The 22,634-nt window shown below is 71.0% G+C and carries 19 protein-coding genes; 6 read left to right on the top strand and 13 right to left on the bottom strand.

What is annotated here, in order from left to right:
- Positions 1–88: 88 nt before the first annotated feature.
- On the bottom strand, positions 89–1,060 hold the full coding sequence (locus tag AB0H78_RS23760) for a zinc-binding dehydrogenase (protein ID WP_363236534.1): 972 nt from the start codon (positions 1,058–1,060) through the stop codon (positions 89–91).
- Positions 1,061–1,180: 120 nt separating this feature from the next.
- On the opposite strand from AB0H78_RS23760, the gene AB0H78_RS23755 reads away from it, so the two are divergent.
- Positions 1,181–1,819 carry a helix-turn-helix domain-containing protein gene (locus AB0H78_RS23755; protein WP_363236533.1) on the top strand — a complete coding sequence of 213 codons (639 nt, stop codon included), beginning with the start codon at positions 1,181–1,183 and terminating at the stop codon, positions 1,817–1,819.
- A gap of 87 nt (positions 1,820–1,906) precedes the next feature.
- Here AB0H78_RS23755 and AB0H78_RS23750 read toward each other — a convergent pair whose 3' ends face one another.
- The 4 genes from AB0H78_RS23750 to AB0H78_RS23735 form a co-directional block, all read right to left on the bottom strand.
- Positions 1,907–3,052, bottom strand: a complete 1,146-nt coding sequence (locus tag AB0H78_RS23750) for an MFS transporter (RefSeq protein WP_363236664.1) — start codon at positions 3,050–3,052, stop codon at positions 1,907–1,909.
- Between the two features lie 119 nt (positions 3,053–3,171).
- Positions 3,172–4,902: an acyltransferase gene (locus AB0H78_RS23745; protein ID WP_363236532.1), complete on the bottom strand. Its 1,731-nt coding sequence runs from the start codon at positions 4,900–4,902 to the stop codon at positions 3,172–3,174.
- Between the two features lie 259 nt (positions 4,903–5,161).
- On the bottom strand, positions 5,162–6,496 hold the full coding sequence (locus tag AB0H78_RS23740; RefSeq protein WP_363236531.1) for a TRAM domain-containing protein: 1,335 nt from the start codon (positions 6,494–6,496) through the stop codon (positions 5,162–5,164).
- 102 nt (positions 6,497–6,598) lie between these two features.
- Positions 6,599–8,647: an APC family permease gene (locus AB0H78_RS23735; protein ID WP_363236530.1), complete on the bottom strand. Its 2,049-nt coding sequence runs from the start codon at positions 8,645–8,647 to the stop codon at positions 6,599–6,601.
- A gap of 287 nt (positions 8,648–8,934) precedes the next feature.
- On the opposite strand from AB0H78_RS23735, the gene AB0H78_RS23730 reads away from it, so the two are divergent.
- From AB0H78_RS23730 to AB0H78_RS23715, 4 genes are all read left to right on the top strand, one after another.
- Positions 8,935–11,466, top strand: a complete 2,532-nt coding sequence (locus tag AB0H78_RS23730; RefSeq protein WP_363236529.1) for a glycoside hydrolase family 3 C-terminal domain-containing protein — start codon at positions 8,935–8,937, stop codon at positions 11,464–11,466.
- 1 nt (position 11,467) lies between these two features.
- A complete protein-coding gene (locus AB0H78_RS23725; RefSeq protein WP_363236528.1) occupies positions 11,468–13,102 on the top strand; it encodes a carboxylesterase family protein in 1,635 nt (544 codons plus the stop codon).
- Between the two features lie 274 nt (positions 13,103–13,376).
- Positions 13,377–14,045, top strand: a complete 669-nt coding sequence (locus tag AB0H78_RS23720) for a TrkA family potassium uptake protein (RefSeq protein WP_363236527.1) — start codon at positions 13,377–13,379, stop codon at positions 14,043–14,045.
- On the top strand, positions 14,045–14,716 hold the full coding sequence (locus AB0H78_RS23715) for a TrkA family potassium uptake protein (RefSeq protein ID WP_363236526.1): 672 nt from the start codon (positions 14,045–14,047) through the stop codon (positions 14,714–14,716). The genes AB0H78_RS23720 and AB0H78_RS23715 overlap by 1 nt, the downstream gene beginning before the upstream one ends.
- Before the next feature lie 65 nt (positions 14,717–14,781).
- On the opposite strand, the gene AB0H78_RS23710 is transcribed toward AB0H78_RS23715, so the two are convergent.
- The 8 genes from AB0H78_RS23710 to AB0H78_RS23675 form a co-directional block, all read right to left on the bottom strand.
- Positions 14,782–15,528, bottom strand: a complete 747-nt coding sequence (locus AB0H78_RS23710; RefSeq protein ID WP_363236525.1) for a DUF3159 domain-containing protein — start codon at positions 15,526–15,528, stop codon at positions 14,782–14,784.
- 3 nt (positions 15,529–15,531) lie between these two features.
- Entirely contained in the window at positions 15,532–15,915 is a 384-nt protein-coding gene (locus AB0H78_RS23705) for an OB-fold nucleic acid binding domain-containing protein (protein WP_206962685.1), read from the bottom strand.
- Between the two features lie 9 nt (positions 15,916–15,924).
- Positions 15,925–16,623 carry a response regulator gene (locus AB0H78_RS23700; protein WP_363236524.1) on the bottom strand — a complete coding sequence of 233 codons (699 nt, stop codon included), beginning with the start codon at positions 16,621–16,623 and terminating at the stop codon, positions 15,925–15,927.
- 41 nt (positions 16,624–16,664) lie between these two features.
- Positions 16,665–19,208: a sensor histidine kinase KdpD gene (locus AB0H78_RS23695; RefSeq protein ID WP_363236523.1), complete on the bottom strand. Its 2,544-nt coding sequence runs from the start codon at positions 19,206–19,208 to the stop codon at positions 16,665–16,667.
- A gap of 90 nt (positions 19,209–19,298) precedes the next feature.
- On the bottom strand, positions 19,299–20,033 hold the full coding sequence (locus AB0H78_RS23690; RefSeq protein WP_363236522.1) for an ABC transporter ATP-binding protein: 735 nt from the start codon (positions 20,031–20,033) through the stop codon (positions 19,299–19,301).
- Between the two features lie 149 nt (positions 20,034–20,182).
- Entirely contained in the window at positions 20,183–20,941 is a 759-nt protein-coding gene (locus tag AB0H78_RS23685; RefSeq protein ID WP_363236521.1) for a DUF3710 domain-containing protein, read from the bottom strand.
- Between the two features lies 1 nt (position 20,942).
- Positions 20,943–21,455: a dUTP diphosphatase gene (gene dut, locus AB0H78_RS23680; protein WP_363236520.1), complete on the bottom strand. Its 513-nt coding sequence runs from the start codon at positions 21,453–21,455 to the stop codon at positions 20,943–20,945.
- Positions 21,455–22,039: a PaaI family thioesterase gene (locus tag AB0H78_RS23675; RefSeq protein WP_363236519.1), complete on the bottom strand. Its 585-nt coding sequence runs from the start codon at positions 22,037–22,039 to the stop codon at positions 21,455–21,457. The genes dut and AB0H78_RS23675 overlap by 1 nt, the downstream gene beginning before the upstream one ends.
- 58 nt (positions 22,040–22,097) lie before the next feature.
- On the opposite strand from AB0H78_RS23675, the gene AB0H78_RS23670 reads away from it, so the two are divergent.
- Complete coding sequence (locus tag AB0H78_RS23670) at positions 22,098–22,544, top strand: DUF3093 domain-containing protein (RefSeq protein ID WP_363236518.1); 447 nt, start codon at positions 22,098–22,100, stop codon at positions 22,542–22,544.
- Positions 22,545–22,634: the final 90 nt, after the last annotated feature.

Raw genomic sequence — 22,634 nt, 5'->3', positions numbered from 1 at the left:
ACGCTGCCGCACAGGCGCGTTCACGATTCCGTGTCGTCCCTTTGGCATTCATGCGTCTCGTCTGTCCGCAACGCCGGGAAACATGCGCTCAGGCCCAGGGGGCCAGCACAACCCTGCCGAACACCTCTCCCGCGTCCATCTTCCGGTGTGCCGACGCCGCTTGGTCCAGCGGCAGCACCTCGTGCACGACCGAGCGCAGGCTCCCGCTTGCGGCGTCGGTGAACTGGGCCGACCGTACGGCCTGCCTGTCGGGGACGGGCACGGTGTCGGAGCTGAAGGTGGCGAACGACAGGGACCGGCGGAAGGCATCGATCAGCCGCATCCCGAAGTCTGCCGGCGGCTGCCCGCCGACCACGCCGACGGACACGAACCGCCCGTTGGGGTTCAACCTGTCCAGGAAAAGGGGAAGCCGGGGACCTCCCACGACATCGATCACCACATCGAAGCCCGACGGCGCGTCCGGGCCGGAGCCCTCGCCGGAGCGGTCGAGGACGTGGGTCGCGCCCAGGTCCCTGAGTCTGGCGCCGCGCTCCGCCGATGAGGTGGTGACCGCCACCGTGCCTGCGCCACCCTTGGCTGCGAGCTGGACCGCCGTGATCCCGATGCTGCCCGCGGCGCCGCGCACGAGCACCGCCTCACCGGGCGTGAATCGGGCGTGTTCCAGGGCGAAGTGGGCGACCACGCCGGATCCGCCCAGAGTCACCGCGTCGGCGCCGGTCAGGCCGTCCGGCAACGGAAGGACGTCCTCGACCGCGGCGACGGCGTGCTCGGCGTATCCACCGGACAGCCCGGTGAACGCCCACACCCGCCGACCGATCCATGAGGCGTCCACACCCTCCCCCACGGCGGTGACGCTTCCCGCGACCTCGCTGCCGAGGAGATGGCCCTCCCGGAAGCCGTAGGCGGCGAGCATTCCCCGGCGGATCACGGCGTCCACGCCGCCCACCCCGGCGGCTTCCACCGCTATCAGCACCTGCCCGGGGGCGGGGACGGGCACGGGCACGTCGACGACCTCCAGACCCTCGGGGTTTCCGAACTCCCTGATCACGACGGCTTTCATCTCTGCTCCTCGGGTCGGTGGACGTACGGGGCACAGCCGCTGCGAGCGCGGGCGGCGGGCGGCATGCCCTCAATCGGACCGTAACGGACGCCCCCGTCCGTTTGGCTAAGATGAGAGACCATGACCGGCCGTTTGCCTCACCCTGCGCGTTCCGACGCCCGCGACAACCGGGCCCGCATCCTGGACGCCGCCCGTGCGGTGTTCGGCGAGGACGGCCTGGGTGCGCCCATGCGTGAGGTCGCCCGGCAGGCGGGCATCGGCCCCGCCACGCTGTACCGGCACTTCCCGACCAAGCAGGCACTGATCGTGGAAACCTTCGCCGAGCAGCGGCGAGCCTGCCATGCCGCCGTCCGCGACGCCCTCGCGGACCCGGACCCGTGGCACGGATTCCGGAGCCTGGTCGAGCGGATCTGCGAACTCCACGCGCACAGCCGGGGATTCGCCGACGCCTTCATGACGGCCTTTCCCGAGGCCATTGACTTCGCCGCCGACCGGAAGCGGGCCGAACACGCGGTCGCCGAACTGGCCCGTCGCGCTCAGGAGACCGGCCGGCTGCACCCCGGTTTCGTCGTCGACGACCTGATCCTGATGCTCATGGCCCACCGGTCCGTCCAGGACGCGCCGCGCGCCGCCCGGCTCACGGCTTCGCGCCGGTTCGCCGCCTACATGATCGAGGCGTTCCGTGCCGCACCAGGGACAGGAGCACCTGCCCCGCTGCCGCCGGCCCCCCACCTGCGGCACCCGCCCGCCACACCGTGAACGCGCCTGGGCGCATCCGCCGCCCGGAACCGACTCGCCGTACGTCGTCCTCTTCTCGTTCCGGTGGAGAGCTGCCGCCTCTGCCGACTACCGAGGTGTGGGTGCTCTTCCACGGTGTGTGACGAACGCGCAAGCGGGGCCGATGGCGAGGATGACGGCGAGCGCGGCGAAGCCGTAGGTGAGGGTGGTGAGCGTGGCGACAGCCGCAACAAGCAACGGGCCGCCGGCGTCACCGAGTTCGCGACCGAGTTCGGCCGACCCCATGGTCTGACCGAGGCGTTCGGCGGGTGTGGAGGCGGCGAGTGCCGCGAACCCGAGCGGGGTGATCAGCCCGGTCCCCACACCGATCAGAGCCGCGCCGCTCAGCACACCGGGCAGTCCTGGCAGCATCGCGCAGCCCAGACCGGCCGAGGTGAGCAGGAGCCCGGTGGTCAAACCGGTGCGGGTGGTGAGGCGGCCGGCGTCCAGGGCCCGGCCGGCGGCAGGCTGAACGACGGCGGCACATGCGGCGAGCACGGAGACGGCGGCGCCGGTGGCCACGGTGCCGAGCCCTGCTGCCGCACCGGAGACGGGCAGGAACCCGACGCCGACCGAGAGCGCGGCCGTCGCGCCTGCCAGGGCGGCGGTCGGGGCGAGGAAGGCGCGGGAGGTGAGCCGCCTGGCCAGGTCCAGAACGGTTTGACGCCGGCGGGGCAGGGGCGGCATGGCGGGAACTGTCAGGGCGGCCCAGGCCGCGACGACGGCACTGAGCACGGCCATGACCGCGAAGAGCAGTCGCAGCCCTCCGGCCCAGACCAGGACGCCACCGAGCAGCGGGCCGAGGGTGTAGCCGATGGACTTGTGGAAACCGTAACTGCCGAACGCCCGGCCATGCTTGGCGGCCGGATTGAGCCGCGCGACAAGGGCGGAGGCCGAGGGCGAGAAGGCCGAGGCCGCCGCTCCCTGACCGAGGCGGGCCGCCCACAGCCATCCGGGGCTGTCCGCCAGGGCGTAGAGCGCCGAGGCTGCGGCGAAGGCGATGAGCCCGCCGATCATCACCGGACGGGCGCCGATGCGGTCCGCGAGCGTACCGAAGACCGGCTTGAGGAGGACCTCCGCCCCGTCGTACAGCGCGAGCAGCCCGCCCAGCACCAGCAGGGAGGTGACCGCGTCCTCGCTGAAACCACCGAGGTTCGCAGCGACGCTGTGCGCGCCGAACGCGGTGGTGAACCCAGCCGCGTACAGCGGCCACATCTGCCGCCTCGGCGCGGACGCGTCTGCCTGAGTGGTCACGCCTGGTCCCCCTCGCTCTGGAGCCGCGCGCAGAGGACGCGTTCCGCGCAGTCCTCGCGAGCCGCCATGTGCGAAGTACGTTATGTCGCACGCAGGTTGGGGCCAAAGAGGGCGCGGTGCGGGTGGGGCTCGGGGCGGTGTACTCCGCGGGGCCTGTATCCGAGGAGGTCGGCCAGGCCGGTGAGGTCGGAGAGGTACCAGATGATCGCCAGCCACATCTCGGTGCCCTGCAGTCCAGAAGCGGTCGCCGGGAGGCCGGTGTTCGCCGGGTGGGGTGCCTGAAAGCCGAACCCCTGGTGATCCGTCCAGTGGCCCAGCGCGTCGGTGAGCAGGCGCCTGGCGAGTGTGCCGACTTCTTCGGCTCGGTGTCCTGTCTGCCGGGTGAGCCACAGAGGGTGGGCAATGTCCAGGATGTTGCACGCGTTCTGTCGCTCGGGTGGGCTGTAGCGGACGTCCCGTACGTGTTCCAGCACCGTGTCGATCACACGTTCCGGGTAGGGCAAGGGCAAGCCGAACTGGGCGAAGGACCCGCGTGAGGCCCGGTAGAAGCCGTTGACGACCTGGAGCAGGCCGTCGGACGGGCGCGGGGTGCCCCACACGCCGGTCCGTGGATCGGCATGGGACAGCAGCCAGCCGAACAGCGCATCGGTGGCGCCGGGCCGCCCCTTGTCTCCCATACGGCGGTTCCACAGCATCGCCGTGCTCAGGATGTCGACCCAGTCTCCCGCCTTCCACGCGCCGTCCGCCCAGGGCAGGCGCTCAAGGTTCTCTACGATGTCGGCCGCATCCGCATCCGCGACGACCTGGACCGGGCCAGGGAATCCGCTGCCGAGCAACTCGAGTGCATAGCCGACGCACAGCACGTGGTAACCGGCATCAGGGTCGAACAGGCCCGGCTTGGGAGCCGGTTGAGTGCCATCGGGAGACAGCGGAGCCACCATGCCGGTCGCGGAGTCCTGCCAGTCGCGCAGCCGCCCGATCTGTTCGGTGGCCGGGAGTTGGTCCGGGGCCCGGCCGAGGAGCAGGTCGGCGATCTCGATGGCGTCGCACTGGGCACGGACGGTCGGGGCGGCACCCGGCCGGTCGGTGAAGATGCCGCCGTGGGCCGTCGCGTCGTAGCAGCGGGCCAGCACTTCTCCGGCCTGGGTACGTGCGGTGGCAGCGAACGCGGCGACCGCCCCGGCCAGGTCGCCCGCACGGGCCTGAGGCCCTGCCCCCGGTACGCGCCAGCGCCGTACCTTCGCCGGATTGCCGGCGACGACCGCGCCGGCCGGGACGTCCTTGGTGACCACGCTGCCGGCTCCCACGACGGCGCGGTCGCCGATCGTGATGCCGTCCAGGACGACCACGTGGGAGCCGATCCAGACGTCGTTCCCGACCTGGATGCCGCGCGTGGAGATGGGCTGACGGAACACCTCGGTGTCGGGGTCCGACATGGTGTGGTTGAAGGCCAGCAGGGAGGTGTGGGCGCCGATCCGGACGGCGTCACCGAGATCGATCCGACCGCGCACGACGCTGTACGGGTTGATGGTGCAGTCACGGCCGGTACTCAGGGAACCGGTCAGGTAGGCACCGGCGGCGACATACGAACGTGCACCCAGACGCAGTGTCTCGTTGTCCACCGAGGCGAGTTCGGAGACGAAGCAGTTGTCACCGAAGGTGTGGCCGGGGCGGTCTGCGGCCAGGCGCCGCTGCAGTTCCAACTGCCGGGCGTGCGCGTCCTCGTCAGCGTCCGACCAGAAGCGCCAGGGTGAGTAGTCGAAACGATTCCAGTCAGCCGGTGAGGTCTCGCCGGTGTGATCCTTCGTCACGGTTTCCTCTCGCGTGGGGGCTGGTGACCTTCGCCGCCGGCACACCGAGGCGTGTCACAGACTGACGAGCGAGTGCCCACGGCAGGGTCCCCGAAGCGCATAGAAAGCGCTTTCGCAGACGGCAGGTTAAGGCGCCCGCCCTCATGCACGCAAGAGCGGCGACATGACCCGGCACACGCCCCCTCAGCCCCGGGCGCCCGTGCCGGACTCCGGATACGACTGGCAGCTCGTCCAGGTCGTCGCCGGATGGGGCCGCAGGTCAGGCGGCCTTTGCGATGGGTTCGAGGATCGCGACGCACTCCACGTGGTGCGTCATCGGGAACAGGTCGAACGCCCGCAGCACGCGCACCTTGTAGCCGCCCTCGCGGAAGTACGCCAGGTCCCGGGCGAGCGCCGCCGGGTCGCAGGCCACGTACGCGATGCGGCGTGCGCCCAGGGCCGCCAGTTGCTTGACCGTCTGCTTGCCTGCGCCCGAGCGCGGCGGGTCCAGGACGATCAGGTCGGTCTCCTTGATGCCGGTGCGCGGCAGGACCTGCTCGACCTTGCCCTGCTCGATGCGGACCCTCGGCATGTCCGCCAGGTTGTGGCGGGCGTCCTCGCAGGCGCGCTTGGAGGTCTCGATGCCGAGCACCGCGCCCTTCTCGCCGAGGCGCTCGGCGATGGCGCCCGCGAAGAGGCCGACGCCGCAGTAGAGGTCGAGGGCCATCTCGCCCTTGCGCGGCATCAGGCCCTGCATGACCGCCTTGATCAGGGTGTACGCGGCCTGCGGGTGGACCTGCCAGAAGCCGCCCATGCCGACGCGGTACGTGCGCTCGTCGGCCCGCTCGCGGACGAAGGGGCGGCCGTGGACGCGGTGCACTCCGCCGTCCTTCTCCTCGACGCGCAGGACCGAGACCGGCTTGTCGAGCTCGACGATCGGCAGGCGGCCGCCGGGGAGCGGGGTGAGGACGACCTGGCGGTCGCTGGAGCCGGTGGCGGCGATCGCCTCGACGGAGGCGAGCTGCGGCCAGGTGCGCTTCTCGATGCCCAGTTCGCTGACGCCGGGTGCGGCGATCATGCAGTGGTCGATCGGCTCGATCTCGTGCGAGCGGTGCTTGCGCAGGCCCGCGCGGCCCTCGGCGTCGATCGCGTACTGGACGCGGGTGCGCCAGGCCGGGACCTCGCCCGGGGGGAGCTTGTCGCCCTCGGCCGGCATGACCGTGCCGTCCCAGCCGGCCTCCTCGGGGGTCAGGCCCGCGAGGTGCTTGAGCTGCTCGGTGATGACCTCGCCCTTGAGGCGGCGCTGGGCGCCGGGCTTGGCGTGCTGCCAGTCGCAGCCGCCGCACTTGCCGGGGCCCGCGTAGACGCAGGGGGCCTCGACGCGGTCCTTGGAGGCCTCGATGATCTTCACCGCGTCGGCGCGCAGGAAGCGCGAGTCCGCGTCGCCGTCGGTGACGCGGGCGACGACCTTCTCGCCGGGCAGCGTGTGGCGTACGAAGAGGACGCGGCCCTCCGCGGTACGGGCGATGCAGTGGCCGCCGTGCGCGACGGGACCGACCTCGACCTCGTACTCCTCCCCGACCAGCGAAGACTCAGATGCGTTCGCGTTCTGCATGGCGGGGTGACTCCAGAGGTCAAAAGGAAAGCGGCCGGACAACGACCCACCAGTCTACGTGGGTGTTGTCCGGCCGCTCGCCAACCAGCGCGCCCGCAGGGGTCAGCTCTTGTTGGCCGGGTCCTTGGGCCGCTGGTTGACCGGGCCGCGCCGCACCGCACCCGGCGCGTTCCACTCGGCCCGCCGACGGGCCCGCTTCTTCGCGACCTCGGAGGATTCCAGCTGGTACGGCACCGAGGTCACCATGACGCCCGGCAGGAAGAGCAGCCGGCCCTTGAGGCGCAGGGCGCTCTGGTTGTGCAGGAGGTGCTCGTACCAGTGCCCGACGACGTACTCCGGGATGTAGATGGAGACGACATCGCGCGGGCTCTCGCGCCGCAGGCCCTTCACGTACTCGATGATCGGGCGGGTGATCTCGCGGTACGGGGAGTCCAGGATCTTCAGCGGGACGTTGATGCCCCGCCGCTCCCACTCCTCCTTGAGCGCCTTGGTCTCGACCGGGTCGACGCTGATCGAGAGCGCCTCCAGCTTGTCCGAGCGCATCAGCTTGGCGTACGCGAGGGCGCGCAGCGTCGGCCGGTGGACCTTGGAGACCAGGACGATGGAGTGCACCCGGGAGGGGCGCACCGTGTCGTCGGAGGGGACCTCGGGGGCGGCGATCTCGTCGGCGACCCGGTCGTAGTGCCTTCGGATCGCCGACATGGTGCCGTAGAAGATCACCATGCCGAGCAGCGCCACCCAGGCGCCGTGCGTGAACTTGGTCGCCAGGACGACGACCAGGACCAGGCCGGTGAAGAAGGCGCCGAAGGTGTTGATCGCGCGCGAACGGATCATGCGGCGGCGCTTGTTGGGGTCGGTCTCGGCCCGCAGGTGGCGGTTCCAGTGGCGGACCATGCCGGTCTGGCTGAGCGTGAAGGAGACGAAGACGCCGACGATGTAGAGCTGGATCAGCCGGGTCGAGTCGGCACCGTAGATCACGATCAGCAGCACGGCCGCGCCGGCCAGCAGCACGATGCCGTTGGAGAACGCGAGGCGGTCGCCGCGGGTGTGCAGCTGGCGCGGGAGGTAGCGGTCCTGCGCGAGGATCGAGCCGAGCAGCGGGAAGCCGTTGTACGCGGTGTTGGCGGCGAGGAAGAGGACGAGCGCGGTGGCCGCGGCGAGCACCACGAAGAGGAACGAGCCCTTGCCGAACACGGCTTCCGCGACCTGTGAGATCACCGGGTTCTGTACGAAACCGGAGCCGACCGGGGTGCCGTTCCTGAGCAGGTCGGACGCCGGGTTCTCGGCCATCTTGACGTCGGTCGTCATGGCCAGCGCGATGATGCCGCAGAACATGACGACGGCGAGCGTGCCCATCAGGGCCAGCGTGGTCGCCGCGTTCTTGCTCTTGGGCTTGCGGAAGGCGGGGACGCCGTTGCTGATGGCCTCGACACCGGTGAGCGCCGCACAGCCGGAGGAGAAGGCACGCAGGAGCAGGAAGACCAGGGCGAATCCCGCCAGGCCGCCCTTCTCCGCGTGGATCGAGAGGTCGGCGGTGGGGGCCTTCATGCCGTCGCCCAGGATCCACCCGCGGTAGGCGCCCCAGGCGATCATGATGAAGACGCCTGCGACGAAGATGTAGGTCGGGATGGCGAAGAGCTTGCCCGACTCCTTCATCCCGCGCAGGTTCAGCAGGGTGAGCAGGACGACGATGGCGACCGCGCAGAACACCTTGTGCTCCACGACGAAGGGGATCGCCGAGCCGAGGTTCTCCACGCCGGAGGCGATCGACACGGCCACCGTGAGGACGTAGTCCACCAGCAGGGCGCTGGCCACGGTGAGCCCGGCCTTGGGGCCGAGGTTGGTGGTGGCGACCTCGTAGTCACCACCGCCGCTCGGGTAGGCGTGCACGTTCTGCCGGTACGACGCCACCACGGTGAACATCAGCACCACGACAGCGACCGCGATCCACGGGCTGAAGTGGTACGCCGACACACCCGCGATGGAGAGGACGAGCAGCACTTCTCCCGGGGCGTACGCCACCGAGGACAGGGGGTCGGAGGCGAAGACGGGGAGTGCGATGCGCTTGGGGAGGAGCGTTTCTCCCAGCTTGTCGCTGCGCAGGGCCCGGCCGATCAGGATCCGTTTGGGCACGTCGGTCAGTTTGGACACGCAGAGGATCGTAAGCGTTCGATATGGGTGTCGCCCACCCACCACCCACTTATCGCCGGGAATCCCTTCGGCCGGCGGCTCCGCGGGGTGGGCGGGCCGCTGCCGGGCACGTGCCGCCGGGATGTCTCAACTTCGTTTCTTGTTCAACTCATTGACACGAGTCAACGGTGGTCATAGCTTTCCGGCCGAAATCACTGACACGCGTTCAAGGGCTGAACACAGGCCCTTCATTGGCACGTGTAAGCGATGCACACCATCACGTCCAGGCACAGAAGGAGTGACGGCTCATGCCCGAGATCGTGTCCCGCTCTGTATCCCGCCCCGTGACCCGCCCCATGACCCGCCGGTCGGCCTTTCGTCTGCTCGGCGGCGCCATCGCGGTGACCGCGGCGGCGACCAGTGGACTGCCCCTCGCATCCCCCGCCGCTGCCGCCCCGGCTGCCGGGCCCCGCGCCGGCCGTCGGGTGGAGTCGCTGCTCGCCCGGCTCACCCTCGACGAGAAGCTCACCTTCCTGCACGGCGCCACCGACCCCCAGGACCTGGGCCAGGCCGGCTACATCCCCGGCATACCCCGCCTCGCCATCCCTCCGCTCCGCCTCGCGGACGGGCCCGCCGGTGTCCGCGTCACCGCGCATGCCACCGCGCTCCCCGCCCCCGTACTCCTCGCCTCCGCCTTCGACCCGCAGCTGGCGCGCAGATACGGCGAGGTCATCGGACGCGAGGGCCGCGCGCTCGGCCAGGACGTGCTGCTCTCCCCGATGGTCAACCTCATCAGGACCCCGTACGCGGGACGCAATTTCGAGACCTTCAGCGAGGACCCGCTGCTCGCCTCCGACCTGGTCGCCGAGGAGATCGGCGGGATCCAGGGCGAGGGGCTGATCGCGACCGTCAAGCACTTCGCGCTGAACAACCAGGAGAAGGACCGCGACTCCGTCGACGTGCACGCCGACGAGCAGACCATGCACGAACTGGAGCTGAGGGGCTTCGAGTCCGCGGTCCGTGCGGGCACGGGCGCGGTGATGGGCTCGTACAACAGGGTCAACGGGACCTTCGCCTGCGAGAACAAGGACCTGCTCACCGGGATCCTGCGGGACGGCTGGGACTTCGACGGCTGGGTGATGACCGACTGGTTCGCCGCCCACAGCACGGTCGCGGCGATCACCGCGGGCCTCGACATGGAGATGCCGGGCGGTACGTACTTCGGGGACGCGCTGAAGAAGGCCGTCCAGGACGGGGCCGTCCCCGAGGCGTACGTCGACCGCAGCGTCCGCCGCATCCTCGGGGTGATGGACCGCTTCGGGCTGCTCGGCGGCAAGGTGCCGAAGCGGCCCTCGCGCGACCCGCGGGCCGGGGCCGCCGTGGCACGCGAGGTGGCCGAGGCAGGCGCGACGCTGCTGCACAATCCGCGCCGTACGCTCCCGCTCACCGGATCCGCGGCCCGTGACATCGCGGTGATCGGACCCACCGGCTCCATCCCGTTCATCAGCGGCGGCGGCAGCGCCCATGTGATCCCCGATCACGCCGGGAGCCCCCTCGACGCCATCACGTCCCGGGCGGGACACGGCGCGCGGGTCTCGTACGCACTCGGCGAGGACCTCTTCGGCAAGGCCCTGCCCCCGGGGACGCTCGCTCCGGGCGCGGACCTCGAAGGGCAGCGCGTGGCGGCCGGGCAGACCTGGACGTACGACGGGAATCTGAGCGTCGACGCCGCCGACGAGTGGACCTTCGTCATCCACTACTCGGGCGCGGCGCGCCCCACCGTACTGCTCGACGGCACCGAGCTCTTCCCGCTGCTGCCCGGCTACGGCGAGTACTTCGCGGGCGGCCTGACCGCCGCCGCGCCCGACGGTCTGATGGTGCGCCGCGCACCGGTCGCCCTGACCCGGGGAGAGCACCGTCTGCAGATCAGCGCGCAGGGCGGCACGGCCGGCCAGACGTTCCGGCTGCGCCGCATCACCACGGCGACCAGGAAGGCCGACATCGCCGAGGCGGTCGCGGCCGCGCGCGGCGCCCGGAGCGTGGTGCTCTTCGCGTACGAGGACGCCACCGAGGGCAAGGACCGCACCACCCTCGCCCTCCCCGGGCACCAGGAGGAGCTGATCGCGGCGGTGGCCGCCGCCAATCCGCGGACCGCCGTGGTCCTCAACACCTCGTCGGCGACGACGATGCCGTGGCTCGACGACGTCGCGGCCGTCCTCCAGATGTACTACCCGGGCCAGGAGGGCGCGGCGGCCACGGCAGCGGTGCTCTTCGGCGACTGCGACCCGGGCGGGCGCCTCACCCAGTCCTTCCCGGTCTCCGAGGACCGCCACCCCATGGCGGGCGACCCGCTGCGCTACCCGGGGGTGGGCGGCAGGGAGGAGTACTCCGAGGGCATCCACCTCGGCTACCGCTGGTACGACGCCGAGGGCGCCGAGCCGCTGTTCCCCTTCGGGCACGGGGTCTCGTACACCTCGTTCGCGTATACGGACCTGACCGTGCGCCCCTCCCACGACGGCGGCTTCGAGGCCCGCTTCACGGTGCGCAACACCGGGCGGCGCAAGGGAGTCGAGGTCGCTCAGGTGTACGTCGGCAGGTCGCCGGACCTGGATCTCGACCAGCCCGTGCGCGCCCTCGCCGGCTACCACCGCATCCACCTCGCGCCGGGCGAGCGGCGCCGCGTCACCGTGCGCGTCGCGACCCGCACCCTCTCCTCCTGGGACGCGGGACGGCACGGCCGGGTGCTCGGCACCGGCCGCCGCACCGTCCAGGTGGGCTCCTCCTCGCGCGATCCCCGGCTGACCAGGGCCGTCGTCATCGGCCACGGAAGGGAGCACTGACATGCGGTTCAGTCGCACACGCGGCGCTGCGGCGGTCCTCGCCGCGCTCGCGTCGGTCGCCGCGGCGGGACTGCCCGCCCAGGCGGCGGCCGCGCACCACGACAGCACTCTGGTCCGGACGCAGGACGGCTGGGTGCGCGGGGAGTCCACGCCCGAGGGACGCCAGTTCCTCGGCATCCCGTACGCGCAGCCGCCCGTCGGACAGCTGCGCTGGGCGCGGCCCCGCCCCGCAGGGTCCTGGGACGGCGTACGCCGGGCCACCGACTTCAGCAACCGCTGCGTACAGGGCGCCAGTTGGGACCCCGGCTATCAGGACCCGACGTACACAGAGGACTGCCTCGACCTCAATGTCTACGCACCCGAAGGCACCGGCTCCAAGCCCGTCATGGTGTGGCTGCACGGCGGCGGGCTGACCGCGGGCGCAGGCAGCGACATCGTCCCCGACGCCTTCGCACGGCAGACCGGCACGGTCGTGGTGAGCATCAACTACCGCCTGGGCGCGATGGGATTCCTCGCCGCGTCCGGGCTCGACAAAGAGGCGCAAGACGGCGTCTCGGGCAACTACGGCATGCTCGACCAGCAGCTCGCGCTGCGCTGGGTGCGCGCCAACATCGGCCGCTTCGGCGGCGACGCGAGCCGCGTCACCGTCGCGGGCGAGTCCGCGGGCGGCCGCTCCGTCTGCACCCAGCTCGCCTCGCCCACGGCGCGCGGCCTGTTCCGGGCCGGGATCATCGAGAGCGGGGCGTACGGCGACTGCGCCGCCCGCACCCCGAAGACGGCCGCGGCCGCGGGCGCCGCGTTCGCCGCGAAGCTCGGCTGCTCTGCCTCTGCCTCTGCCTCTGCCTCTGCGGCGAAGGACACCGTGGCCTGCCTGCGCGGCAAACCGGCCCAGGAGATCCTCGCCGCCCAGTCGGGCTTCGACTGGGCCCCCGTGGCAGGCGGTGCGTTCCTGCCGCAGCAGCCCGCCACCGCGACAGCGACCGGGCACGCGGCACACGTGCCCGTCCTCAACGGCGCCAACAAGGACGAGGGCCGCCTCTTCGCGTACGGCTCCTACGACGGCCAGGGCAAGCCCCTCACCGCGGCCGCCTACCCGGACGCCCTGAAGTCGGCCTTCGGTCCCGCGACGGGCGCGAAGGCCCTGGCCCGCTACCCGCTGTCCGCCTTCCCCTCCCCGACCCTCGCCTACGCGGCGGCCGTCGGCGACCAGCTGATGGCCTGCCCGGCCCTGCGCCTGGACCGGGACCTCGCGAGCGACGGGCGCGCACCGGTGTACGCGTACGAGTTCGCCGACCGCACGTCTCCGCCCTTCGCCTCGATCAGGGAGGCCGGAAAGACATTCGACTTCGGCGCGACCCACGTCGATGAAGTCCAGTACCTCTTCAAACACTTCGGCCTGCCCACGCCGCTCAATGCCGAGCAGCACGCCCTGTCCCGGCAGATGGTGCAGTACTGGGGTTCGTTCCTCCACGGCTCGGCGCCCCGCGCCGCAGGGCAGCCGGCCATGCGGGACCAGCGCGGCCACCCCGGCCGCACACTGTCGCTGCGCACCGCTTCGGCCGGCGGCAACACGATCTCCACCACCGTCGGCACCGAACACAGGTGCGACCTCTGGGACGCAACCGCGGCGGGGTGACAGGGGCGGCGCCCGGCGTGCACATCAGGGGGGCGCACGCCGGGCGCCGGTACGCCGGGGAGATCGGATTCACGGAGTGGTCCCGCGACCGATCCTGCGTTCGGCTGTACGGGTAGCGTGTCGGATGATGGCCAGGCGGGCACAGTCCGTGCTGTCGCATCGCCACATCCGAGCCGCTTTGCCCAGTGAATGCCCCAGTACGGGGCACGGAAGGACAGAAGATGATGAACGTGCAGGTCAAAGCCCCACTGGACAGGGTGAGGTAGGGGCCCCGATGCACATCGTCATCATGGGCTGCGGGCGAGTGGGAGCCGCTCTCGCGCAGACCCTGGAACAGCAGGGGCACACGGTCGCCGTGATCGACCAGGACCCCACGGCGTTCCGCCGTCTGGGCGCCGGGTTCGGCGGCCGCAGGGTCACCGGGGTCGGCTTCGACCAGGACACGCTGCGCGAGGCAGGCATCGAGGATGCCGGCGCCTTCGCCGCGGTGAGCAGCGGCGACAACTCGAACATCATCGCCGCGCGGGTCGCGCGCGAGATGTTCGGCATCGAGAACGTCGCGGCCCGTATCTACGACCCCCGCCGCGCCGAGGTCTATCAGCGTCTCGGCATCCCGACGGTCGCCACCGTCCGCTGGACCGCCGACCAGATGCTGCGGCGGCTGCTGCCGTCCGGCGCCGAACCGCTCTGGCGCGACCCCAGCGGCGGCGTACAGCTGGCCGAGGTGCACACGTCGGCCGCCTGGATCGGGCACAAGATCAGCACGCTGCAGGAGGAGACCGGCGTACGCGTCGCCTTCCTCACGCGCCTCGGCGAAGCGGTCCTGCCGACCTCGCAGACGGTGCTCCAGGAAGGCGACCTCGTCCACGTGATGATGCACACGGACGAGGTCGAGAAGGTCGAGGCGGTCTTCGCCCAGGGCCCCGAGGAGGGCGGTCACTGATGCGTGTCGCTATTGCCGGAGCCGGCGCCGTGGGCCGTTCCATCGCGGCCGAGCTCCTGGAGAACGGGCACGAGGTGCTCCTCGTCGACAAGGCCCCGACCGCCATCTCGGTGGAGCGGGTGCCGATGGCGGAGTGGCTGCTCGCCGACGCCTGCGAGATCAACTCGCTGGACGAGGCGGCGCTGCAGCGCTGCAACGTGGTGATCGCGGCGACCGGCGACGACAAGGTCAACCTCGTCGTCTCGCTGCTCGCCAAGACCGAGTACGGAGTGCCGCGGGTCGTGGCCCGCGTCAACAACCCCAAGAACGAATGGCTCTTCAACGAGTCCTGGGGCGTCGATGTCGCGGTCTCCACACCCCGCCTGATGTCGGCGCTGGTCGAAGAGGCGGTGAGCGTCGGCGATCTGGTCCGGCTGATGCGCTTCAGCCACGGCGACGCCAACCTGGTCGAGCTCACGCTGCCCCCGGAGTCGGCGCTGGCCGGCACCCCGGTCTCGGACGTGGCCTGGCCCGAGGACACCTCCCTGGTCACCATCATCCGCGGCACGCGCGTCCTGACGCCGAGCCCGGAGGAGACCCTGGAGGCGGGCGACGAGCTGCTGTTCGTGGCGGCCCAGGCGCGCGAGGAACAGCTGGAGGACCTGCTGTCGGTACGTCGCGAGACGGCCTGACCGCAGAGCCGACGCAAGGGGCCCCGGGACCGTCACGGTCCCGGGGCCCCTTCGCGTAACAGGCGCTACGCCTCGCTCTGCTGGGCGGCGGCGGCCTTACGGGCCTTCTCGGCCTGCTCCTCCGCCTCCATCTCCGCGAACACGTCGATGGGCGGCGGCGCCTTCGACAGGAAGACCCACGTCAGATAGATCGCGAGCAGCATCGGCGGCAGCTTCAGCGCGATGACCACCCAGCCGAACTGAGTGGTGTCCCCCCACCAGTACAGCGGGAAGAGGATCGCGTACTTGGCGAGGAAGATCAGGCCCCAGGCCCAACTCGACTTCATGTACGCCGATTTGCGGCCCGGGTTCCGGGTCCGCCAGGAGAGGTTCTCCTTGAAGATCGGCCCGAGGATCAGCCCGATCAGCGGGAAGCCGACCAGCGCGGAGACGATGTACGCCAGCCCCGTGCCGACGCCGTACAGCATCCCCGGCAGGTAGAAGTTCTTGGCGTCACCGGTGAACATCGAGAAGACCACACCGATGACCACCCCGAAGACGCCGCTGAAGGCGTGCTTGACCGTGTCCTTGCGGACCAGCCGTACGGCGACCAGGACCAGGGAGACCGCGAGCGCGGCGATCGCCGCGGAGTGCAGGTCCTGGTTGATCGTGTAGATCATCACGAAGAGCAGACCGGGGAGAATCGTCTCCGCCATGCCGCGTACGCCGCCGAAGGCCTCGGACAGCGCCGCTTCGGTGACGGCCTTGGACTCGGCGGAAGTGTCGCTCCCCTGCTGATCCGGTGTGGTGGTCGGCTTGTCGATCGACGTCACCGGCTACTCCTGTCCGAGCGGTCGCAGTTCGTACTTGGGATTGAAGAGCACCCTGCGGCCGTGGCTCATCGAGATCCGGCCGGAGGCGATCAGTTTGCGGCCCGGCTCTATGCCCACGATGGAGCGCCGGCCCAGCCACACCACGTCCAGAGGGGCCGTGCCGTCGAACAGCTCGGCCTCCAGGGCGGGCACGCCCGCCCGAGGGCGCAGGGTGACCGTGCGCAAGGTACCAGTGACCTTCACGATCTGTCGGTCCCCGCAGTCCGTGATCCGGGTGCACCCGGTGGCCTGCGTGTCCTCCTGCAGCTCCGCGGAGTGCAGGTCTTCCTGGGACGACGACAGCCTGTCGATCATCCGGCGGAAGCGGCCGGTCGGCTTAGCGCTCATACGGGAAGCCTAACGCTCGAAGCGGTAACCCATTCCCGGCTCGGTGACGAAGTGCCGGGGGTGAGAGGGGTCTGTCTCCAGCTTGCGCCGCAGCTGGGCCATGTACACCCGCAGATAGTTGGTTTCTGTGCCGTACGAAGGCCCCCACACCTCCTGGAGCAGCTGCTTCTGGCTGACCAGGCGGCCGGTGTTGCGCACCAGCACCTCCAGGAGATGCCACTCGGTCGGGGTCAGGCGTACGTCCCTGTCCCCCCGGCGCACCTTCTTCGCCGCGAGATCGACGACGAATCCCTCGGTCTCGACCAGTGAGACGTCATCGCCGCCGCCTGATCCGTCCCCGCCGACCGGCTCGGCCCGGCGGACCGCGGCACGCAGCCGCGCGAGGAGCTCGTCCATGCCGAAGGGCTTGGTGACGTAGTCGTCGGCGCCGGCGTCCAGCGCCTCGACCTTCTCGTCGGAGGTGTGGCGGGCGGAGAGCACCAGGATCGGGACGCGGGTCCAGCCGCGCAGCCCCTTGATGACCTCGACGCCGTCCATGTCGGGCAGGCCGAGATCGAGGACGACCACGTCGGGGTGGCGGGCCGCGGCGAGTTCGAGGGCGGTGGCGCCGTCGGGGGCCGCGTCGACCTCGTACTTGCGTGCCTTGAGGTTGATCACGAGGGCACGGACGATCTGCGGCTCGTCCTCGACCACCAGGACCCGGGTCATTGCGTTCCTGCTCTCTGCCTGCGTCTGCGGGGCTTTCGGGGTCATGAGGTGACCCGGGCGGGGAGATCCGCGGGTACGGAGGTGTGGCCGCGCACCGCCTTGAGGGTGAGGACCATGGTCAGGCCCCCGCCGGGGGTGTCCTCGGCGGCGAGGGTGCCGCCCATGGACTCGATGAAGCCGCGTGCGACGGCCAGGCCGAGGCCCACTCCGGCGCCGCGCGGGGCGTCGCCGTGCCGCTGGAAGGGCTCGAAGATGCGGTCCTTGGCGTCGTCGGGGACGCCGGGGCCGCGGTCGGTGACGCGTACTTCCACCCGGTCGGCCATGGCGCTGGCGGAGACCTGCACGGGCTCGCCGCCCGGGCTGTACTTCACGGCGTTCTCGACGATGTTGGCGACGGCACGCTCCAGCAGGCCGGGGTCGACCGCGACCATCGGCAGCGACTCGGGGATGTCCAGTTCCGCGCTGCCTTCGGGTACGCCACCGAGCGCCATCGGGACCACCTCGTCGAGGTCGATCTCGCGGATCAGGGGTGTCACGGTGCCGGTCTGCAGCCGGGACATGTCGAGGAGGTTGCCGACCAGGTGGTCGAGGCGGTCGGCGCCCTCCTCGATGCCCGCGAGGAGTTCGGCCTCGTCCTCCTGGGAGAACTGGATGTCGTCGGAGCGCAGGGAGGTGACGGCCGCCTTGATGGACGCGAGCGGGGTCCGCAGATCGTGGCTGACGGCGGCCAGCAGAGCGGTGCGGATGCGGTTGCCCTCGGCGAGGCGGCGGGCGTCCTCGGCCTCGCCGACGAGGCGCTGGCGGTCCAGTACGACGGCGGCCTGTGCGGCGAAGGCGCCGAGCACCCTGCGGTCCTCGGCGGGCAGTACCCGCCCCGAGAGCGCCAGCGCCATGTCGTCGCCGATCGGCATGTCGACATCGGCGTCCTCGGGGCGGGCGACCGGCCGGGGTCCGACACTGCCCGCGCAGGTCCAGGGGTCGACGTCGCTCGCGCGTTCCAGGAGCGCCACGGACTCCATGGCGAAGGTCTCCCGTACCCGCTCCAGAAGCGCGTCCAGGGCCGTCTCGCCGCGCAGCACACTGCCCGCGAGGAAGGACAGGATCTCGGACTCCGCGCGCAGCCTTGCGGCCTGGTGGGTGCGGCGGGCCGCCTGGTCAACGACGGAGGCGACCGCGACCGCGACCGACACGAAGATCACGATGGCGACGATGTTCTTGGGGTCGGAGATCGTCAGCCGGTGCAGCGGCGGGGCGAAGAAGTAGTTGAGGAGCAGCGAGCCGAAGGCCGCCGACGCGAGCGCGGGCAGCAGTCCGCCGAGCATGGCCGCGGCCACGGTCAGGGACAGGAAGAGCAGCATGTCGTTGGCGATGCCGAGATCGGCGCTGCTGTTGGTGAGCAGCACGGTGAGGAGCACAGGACCCACCACTCCGGTGAGCCAGCCCCAGATGATGCGCACCCTGCCGAGCCGCGCCCCGCGGGCGACGGGCAGTCCGCGCCCCTTGGCGACGTGGTCGTGGGTGACGATATGGACGTCCAGGTCGGGCCCCGAGTCGCGGGCCACGGTCTGGCCGACGCCGGGCCCCAGGATGTACTGCCAGGCCTTGCGGCGGCTGGAGCCGAGCACGATCTGGGTGGCGTTGACGCCGCGTGCGAACTCCAGGAGCGCGGGCGGTACGTCGTCGCCTATGACGTGGTGGAAGGTGCCGCCCAGGTCCTCGACGAGGGTCCGCTGGACCGCGAGCTCCTTGGGCGAAGCGGAGGTGAGTCCGTCGCTGCGGGCGACGTACACGGCGAGGATCTCGCTGCCCGACCCCTTGGCCGCCATGCGGGCGGCGCGGCGTATGAGGGTGCGCCCCTCGGGCCCTCCGGTGAGGCCGACGACGATGCGCTCGCGGGCCTGCCAGGTGGCGCGGATGTTGTGCTCGCCGCGGTACTGCTGGAGGTACTCGTCGACCCGGTCGGCCAGCCAGAGCAGCGCCAGCTCGCGCAGGGCGGTGAGGTTGCCGGGGCGGAAGTAGTTGGAGAGGGCCGCGTCGACCTTGTCGGACGTGTAGATGTTGCCGTGGGCCATACGACGGCGGAGCGCCTGGGGCGACATGTCGACCAGCTCGATCTGATCGGCACGGCGGACGACCTCGTCGGGGACGGTCTCCCGCTGCCGTACGCCGGTGATCGACTCGACGACGTCGCCCAGCGACTCCAGATGCTGGATGTTGACGGTCGAGACGACATCGATGCCCGCGGCGAGCAGTTCCTCGACGTCCTGCCAGCGCTTGGTGTTGCGCGAGCCCGGGACGTTGGTGTGCGGCAGCTCGTCGACCAGCGCGACGGCCGGCCTGCGCTCCAGGACCGCGTCGACGTCCATCTCGGTGAAGACGGTGCCCCGGTACTCGATCTCGCGGCGCTGGATCTGCTCCAGGCCGTGCAGCATCACCTCGGTGCGCGGCCTGCCGTGGTGTTCCACGAAGGCGACGACACAGTCCGTGCCGCGTTCCATCCGGCGGTGGGCCTCGGACAGCATCGCGTACGTCTTGCCGACGCCCGGTGCCGAGCCGAGGTAGATCCGGAGCTTGCCGCGTGCCATGCCTCGACCTTACGGCGAACGAAACAGGCATTCCGGACAAGGGAGGGTCGCGGTGATCGTCTTGACGCCTCTCTGACGCCCTCCCCCGCCTCAGTCGTGCTCGACGATGTGCCCGTCGCTCAGTTCGAGCACCCGGTCCGCGAGGCCGAGCAGCTGGTTGTCGTGGGTGGCCACCAGGACGGTCACGCCCTCGCTCCGTACGACCGCCCGCAGCAGCTCCATCACCGCGAGCCCGGTCTCCGCGTCCAGCTGCCCGGTCGGCTCGTCCGCGATCAGCAGCGCCGGCTTGTTGGCGAGCGCGCGGGCGATGGCGACGCGCTGCTGCTGGCCGCCGGAGAGCTCGCCGGGACGCTGCTGGGCGTGGTCGGCCAGGCCGACCAGGGAGAGCAGCAGCTCGACGCGCTCCTCACGCTCGCGCGGATCGGTCTTGCGCAGCCGCATGGGTACGCCGACGTTCTCGGCGGCGGAGAGGATGGGGATCAGGCCGAAGGACTGGAAGATGAAGCCGATCCGGTCGCGGCGCAGCTCCAGGAGGCCCTTCTCGCCGAGGCCGGAGAGTTCGGTGCCGTCCACGGTGATCCGGCCCTCGCCGGGGCTGTCGAGTCCGCCGACCAGGTTGAGCAGGGTCGTCTTGCCGGATCCCGAACGCCCCTTGAGCGCGACCAGTTCGCCGCGCGGCACGTCGAAGGAGACCCCGCGCAGTGCGTGGACGGCGGCGGGCCCCGTTCCGTACGAGCGGTGGAGGTTCTCCACCTGGATCATCGGGCTGCCGGCCGGGTCGTCGGCCAGGGCCGTGCCGGACTGCCCGCTGGTGTTCTCGGTCATGAGCGCTCCCCCGTACGGTGCTGTGATCAGGCGCCAGTATCGTCGCGCCGGGTGGGTCCGGGCAATGCTTCGGTGTCGGCCCGGACACACCGGTGGCCCGCACCCCCTCGAAAGGGAGGTGCGGGCCACCGGCCCAGAACCGCCTGTGCTCAGCGGACCTCGGTGATCTCCGGACCGCGCTGCAGCTGGCCCATGCCACCGGAGAAGCGCGAGCCCTCCTGGTCCTCCTGCTGGACGCCGTCGGGCATCATCTGCGCGTCGTCCGGGAGCTTGAGGACGATCGGGTCGCGCGGCGCCATCGGCCCCTCGCCCCGTACGACCACGGTGTCCCGGAAGATCTGCTCGAGCACCCCGGCGGCCTGCGGCTGCACCGCGCCCTGGCCGGAGATGACCCCGCGCAGGAACCAGCGCTTGCCGTCGACGCCGACGAAGCGCACCAGCTGCACGCCGTTGGTCCCGTCGGGCAGTTGTACGGGGACCTGCGCGCGCAGCTCCCAGCCCAACGGGCCCTCGATCTCGTCGATCACACCACCCTGCTGGGTGATGCCTGTGGCGATCTCCTCGCGCACCTCGCCCCAGATGCCCTCGCGCTTGGGCGCGGCAAAGGCCTGCAACTGTACGGCGCTGTCACCCAGGACGACCGTCGCCGCGACGATCGCGTCACCCGCGACCTCGACCCGCAGCTCCATGCCCTCCACCCCGGGGACGAAGAGTCCGCCGAGGTCCACCCGGTCCTTGCCGGGCTCACCGACCTCGGTGATGTCCCACGGTCCGTCGGGACGGGGAGCGGGCTCCAGTACTACGCGCGGAGCGTCCTCGGCCTCGGCCTCGGCACCGGCGTCGTCGAACTGCTCGGCCTCGCCCGCCAGGTCCTCGTCGGAACCATTCTTCTTGCGACGTCCGAACACGTCACTGTCCTTCCCGGTCGGATACGACCGAAGCGTATCGATTCCCACCCTGTGTGCCGCCCACCGCGGCATGACCGCCGGTGGAACCGAAGCCCCCCTCGGCCCGCGCCGAGCCGGGAAGTTCCGCCACCTCGTGGAAGCGCACCTTCTCGACCTGCTGGACGACCAGTTGGGCAATCCGGTCGAATCGCTCGAACCGCACGCTTTCGCGCGGGTCGAGATTGACCACGATCACCTTGATTTCCCCACGGTACCCGGCATCAACCGTCCCTGGGGCATTCACCAGGGCGACTCCGCAGCGGGCGGCCAGACCGGATCGCGGGTGCACGAAGGCCGCGTACCCGTCGGGGAGCGCGACAGACACTCCCGTGGGCAGCACCGCCCTTTCCCCCGGGGCGAGTTCGGCCGCTTCCGTCGTCACCAGGTCGGCTCCGGCGTCGCCGGGGTGCCCGTACGCGGGGATCGGTACGTCCGGATCGACGCGGCGGATGAGTACATCTACGGGGTTGCGCATCAGGGGTTCACCTCGAAGGCACGTACGCGCCTGATCTGGTCCGGGTCGTCCATCGCCGCCCGGATCTCCTCGGGCCGGCCGTTCTCCGTGAAGTGCTCGACCTTGACCTCGATGAAAAGGGCCTTGGCGCGGACCGCGACGGGTCCGTCGGGACCGCCGATCCGCCCCACGGCCTGCGAGTAGATCTTCCGCCCGTGCACGGCGGTGACCTCGGCCTCCAGGTGCAGCACGGTGTCCACGGGGACCGGCCGTACGAAATCGGTCTCGAGCCGCCCGGTCACCGCGATGACCCGCAGCAGCCAGTTCAGCGAGCCGAGCGTCTCGTCCAGCGCGGTGGCCAGGATGCCGCCGTGCGCGAGCCCGGGGGCGCCCTGGTGGGCGGCCTGCACCGTGAACTCGGCGGACACGCGTACGCCTTCACCGGCGCGGGCCGCGAGATGCAGTCCGTGCGCCTGTTGATCACCACAGCCGAAGCAGTGTCCGTAGTGCGCGCCGAGAAGCTCTCCGGGGGCCGGCGCATCGGCATGCCGCACCGGCGCTATGGCATCGGCCGGGGGCGTCAGCGCTGCAGATGTTCCTGTCACAAACGCAGACCCTACCTGCGCGTACCTGTGCGCAGAGCGCCGTGCCAAGCTTGGCTTCATGCAGCCTTACGAAGAACGCCTCACCGCACCCCGTTCATGGTGGTTCATCACCCTGCTCGTGGGCTTCGCGTGTGCGCTGATGTTCCTGCCGCTGGGCACCCTGCCCCTGCTCGGCGGTCTGGTCGGCGGCACCGCGGTCGCGGGCGTCGTGGTGAGTGCGTACGGCTCGATGCGCATCCGCGTCGTGGCGGACTCGCTGGTCGCGGGCGAGGCGAAGATTCCGCTCTCGGCGCTGGGCGAGGCCGAGGTGCTGGACGCCGAAGAGGCGCGCGCCTGGCGCTCGCACAAGGCCGACACCAGGGCGTTCATGCTGCTGCGCGCCTACATCCCGACGGCGCTGAAGGTCGAGATCACCGACCCGGCCGACCCGACGCCGTACGCCTACCTCTCCACCCGCCACCCGGAGGAGCTCAAGGCGGCCCTCGCGGCCGTACGGGCCGGCTAGCTCTCCAGGGCCCTGGGTGCTCCGTGGCCTTCCGGGTCGTCAGGACCATTGAGCCGCACCGGCCCCTCGATCCGCTCCAGCGGAGGCAGA

The organism is Streptomyces sp. NPDC050738 (assembly GCF_040654175.1).
Classification (GTDB): Bacteria; Actinomycetota; Actinomycetes; order Streptomycetales; family Streptomycetaceae; genus Streptomyces.
The sequence above is the reverse complement of the archived record's forward strand: the minus strand, read 5'-3'. Positions and strand labels throughout refer to the sequence as shown.